This is a genomic window from Streptomyces sp. NPDC037288 (genome assembly GCF_055603265.1).
Genome location: NZ_JBVJVY010000162.1, coordinates 1 through 3,457, shown reverse-complemented (window position 1 = coordinate 3,457; position 3,457 = coordinate 1). Strand labels below are relative to the sequence as shown.

The following is a 3,457-nucleotide window of genomic DNA, read 5'->3' as shown; positions in this document are numbered from 1 at the left end:
ACCCCACCGAGCCCGGCAAAAGCGCCCCCGCACTCCCCAACACCACCAACACGACCGACGATTGATCGCCTACACCACATCAAGGGACACGACCCGCGCCTTCGTCCTTACCGCTCGGCAGGACCGCCTCGACGCCTTGCCGATAGCATGGGCGTGGCCCGTGCCGCCGTCGAAGCCCTGTCCCTTCTCGGCCACCATGACGGCCTGACCGCTGTTACCGGTCTCCTCGTCGTCGGAGTCGGTGGCTTCGCCTGGCTCACAAGCATGCTTCGGCGCGCCGCTTCGTGGCGAGGTCTTGGCCGCGGATGCGCCCTCCAGCGGGACAGCACACGCCCAGGCTGTCGATCGCCGGCCTGTTGGGAAAGCGCGTGGTTCAGGCTTCGCGTCGCCCTCCTGCCCCGTAATGACCCATTCATCCGACCTGGCCGACGTGGTCCTCGTACCAGAAGACACTCAAGGCCCTCGCTGTCTCCCAGCGGCCGACACTCCCCTATCTGGTCGACCGACGTTCGAATGTGTTGTTTTCACCGCCGTGTTGGGTGCAGTAGTGCCGGCTGGCGGCCTTGGTCTGCCGCTCAGCCGCAAGCCGGGGGATCACTCTTCGAAACGCGGCGTTGCCATCTGGTGGCACCGTCCGTACCCGACTGTGAGGCGTTGAGGTCTCAGTACGCCGAGTGGCTGCGCCAGGGTTGGTTCGGCTCCGCCCGCGCGGTATGTGGCGTGCCGTTCTCGTCCGACAACAACAGACGTCCGCACATCGATTCAGAATTACATCTCCGGGGAGAGGCCGAACCGGCTTATCGGCATCCGATATCTCACACCCAGTAGGCGCCCACCGTCCACTGTGTCATGGTAATAACCATTCCATAGCACAGTCTTCACGCATGCAACCACGTGATTCTCCGGAGAGCCATGACATCTGCTGCCAGCAACACGGAAATGATCATTGGGATAACCCCGTTCGGTGAGCCCGACGCAAGACTTGCCTCGGCGGTCAGCCGCGCCGGCGGGCTCGGTGTACTCGACCTCGGGACCGGAGACCAAAATGCCAGAGAGGCGCTGGCGCACATGCGGCATCTGGCACCCCGTCCGTTCGGAGTACGGGTCGGCGCCCGCTGCCGGTTGAACCCCGAAGAGATTGTGGCAGGGAAGACAGGGATGGAAGGGGGAGCCGAACCGCACGCGGTGATTCTTGGCATCGGCTCGCCGTGGCACGTCGGTGACGTCGCCGCGCACTTCAAAGTACTCGTCGAGGTCGCGGACTTGGAGCAAGCCCTCGAAGCGGTCCGTGCCGGAGCCTATGGGCTGGTCGCCCGCGGTAGTGAGAGCGGCGGCAGAGTCGGGGAGCTCAGCAGCTTCGCCCTGTTACAGCACCTCCGCTTGGACATCCCGGTCTGGGTCTGCGGCGGCATCGGCCCGCGTACGGCGGCGGCCAGTATGGTCGGCGGAGCGTGCGGGGTCGTAGTGGACAGCCAGCTGGCGCTGCTGGCCGAGTCGGAGCTGGACGAAGCGGTGGCCGCAGAACTGCGGTCCATGGATGGCTCGGATACCGTTCTCATGGCCGGTCACCGGGTGCTGCACCGTCGTGGTCCCAGCGCCCCGCTCGTATCGGCCGACGATCCCGAAACGGTGGCGGCGATGCTGGGGGCCCGGGACCTGAGCACCCAGCTGCTTCCAGTGGGCCAGGACGGCTTCCTCGCTGCCCGCTTCGCCGAGCGTTGGGGTGATGTCGGGCATACGGTCCGCGCCCTGACCGACGCTGTGCGGGACGCTGTACGCGATGACGTACCGGCCCAGGCGCTGCGTGACGGCTCCGCGATGAGCCGGGCGCTCGGTATCCGGCTGCCGGTTGCTCAAGGACCGATGACCCAGGTCAGCGATCAGGCAGGGTTTGCTGGCGCTGTGGCCGCGGACGGTGCCCTGCCGTTCGTCGCTCTGGCGCTCGCGAATGGCGCGCAGACGCGGGCAATGCTGGTAGAGACCCATGCCACCATGTCCGGTAGGCCCTGGGGGGTCGGCATGCTCGGCTCCGCGCCGGAGGACATACAGAGCGCACAGCTTGATGTCGTACGAGAGCTGAAACCCACGCACGCAATCGTCGCCAGCGGCCGGCCGTCCCAGGCCCAGGCGCTGGAGCAGGCTGGAATCCGCACCTTTCTGCACGCGTCCTCGCCAGTGCTGCTAAGGGAGTTCCTGGAGGCCGGGGCCCGCAGATTCGTCTTCAAGGGATCGGAGTGCGGCGGACCCGTCGGGTCGTGGTCCGGCTTCCCGTTGTGGGAAGCCGGACTTGCGGTGCTGGAGGACTTCCTGTTCCACGCGGGGAAGGACTCGGCGCAGCGGCTGGAAGTGTTATTCGCCGGTGGGGTGCACAACGAGCGCTCGGCCGCGATGGTCGCCACGATCGCCGCGCCGCTCACCGCGCGCGGGGTCGCCGTCGGTGTCCTCATGGGAACGGCCTATCTGTTCACCGAAGAGGCGGTGGAAACCGGAGCGATCCAGCCTCTCTTTCAGCGGCAGGTGCGGGCTGCCCGCCGGACCGTGCTGATTCGGACCGCAGCGGGCCACGTCGCCCGCTGCATCCCCAGCCCGTTCAGCCGGGACTACGTGGAACAGGAAGCCGAGCTGAAGGTCGAGGCCATGCCCGAACGTCGGATCCGGACGGAACTGGAGCGCCTCCATGTCGAACGGCTGCGGATCGCCAGCAAGGGAGAAGGGAGAGACAATACCGGCGCGCTGTCACAAGTCGGCGATGAACGTCAGCTCGAGGAAGGCCTGTTCGTGGCCGGGGAGGTGGCAGTACTGCGCTCGGCGACCACCACGATCAGCGCGCTGCACCATTCGGTGACCGAGGGGGCGGCGGACTTCCTCACCCGACGGGCGGACTTGCTTCGGGAACGATTACGTGTCGGCGCGGATGAGGAGCCGATAGCGCCTAGTAGTGCTTCGTTAGGTTCTGGCTCTGGTTCTGCTTGCGGTGAGGGGGCGGCTGCAGGTGGTGCAGGTGCCGGTCCAGCACCTCGGCAGGTCCAGGAGGATGCCGAGGATTTGGTAGAGGCTCAGGCTGGCATGCGGGCTTTGGCGTCGAGCCGCCGCAGGGTGAGGAAAGCCTGAGCGGCGGTGACGAGGGTGGCGTGCTGGTGCCAGCTGTTCCAGGTGCGGCCTTCGAAGTGGGCCAGTCCAAGGGCCTGCTTCATCTCGCGGTAGTCGTGCTCGATCCGCCAGCGCATTTTCGCCCACCACCAGGTCGGCGGGCAGGTTGGTCATCCAGTAACCGGTCGGCTCGTCGGCTTGTCCGGGTCGTTCGACCAGTGGCGTCCGCAGCGGCAGCACACCGTTCCAGCGGCTACGTCCACCGGCCTGTTCCTGGGCGGTTCGGCAGGCCTCTTTTCCCGACGGCCGCACCTGGAGCACGGCGAAGCGCGAGGCCATCGTGCCCTTGCTGCCCTGCCGCCAGGTG

1 protein-coding gene and 1 pseudogene are annotated in these 3,457 nt (G+C 66.8%); one reads left to right on the top strand and one right to left on the bottom strand.

All coding sequences use genetic code 11. The features are described 5' to 3' along the window. Nucleotides 1-912: 912 nt before the first annotated feature. Nucleotides 913-3,111 carry a nitronate monooxygenase gene (locus ACZ7GZ_RS42750; protein ID WP_471033218.1) on the top strand — a complete coding sequence of 733 codons (2,199 nt, stop codon included), beginning with the start codon at nt 913-915 and terminating at the stop codon, nt 3,109-3,111. On the opposite strand, the pseudogene ACZ7GZ_RS42745 reads toward ACZ7GZ_RS42750, so the two are convergent. Continuing rightward, nucleotides 3,057-3,457, bottom strand: a pseudogene (locus ACZ7GZ_RS42745) (transposase); the annotation flags it as partial. The gene ACZ7GZ_RS42750 and the pseudogene ACZ7GZ_RS42745 overlap by 55 nt on opposite strands.

Excerpts from the sequence above, each read along its gene's own strand:
- ACZ7GZ_RS42750 (WP_471033218.1), top strand. The coding sequence starts at position 913 with ATGACATCTGCTGCCAGCAACACGGAAATGATCATTGGGATAACCCCG.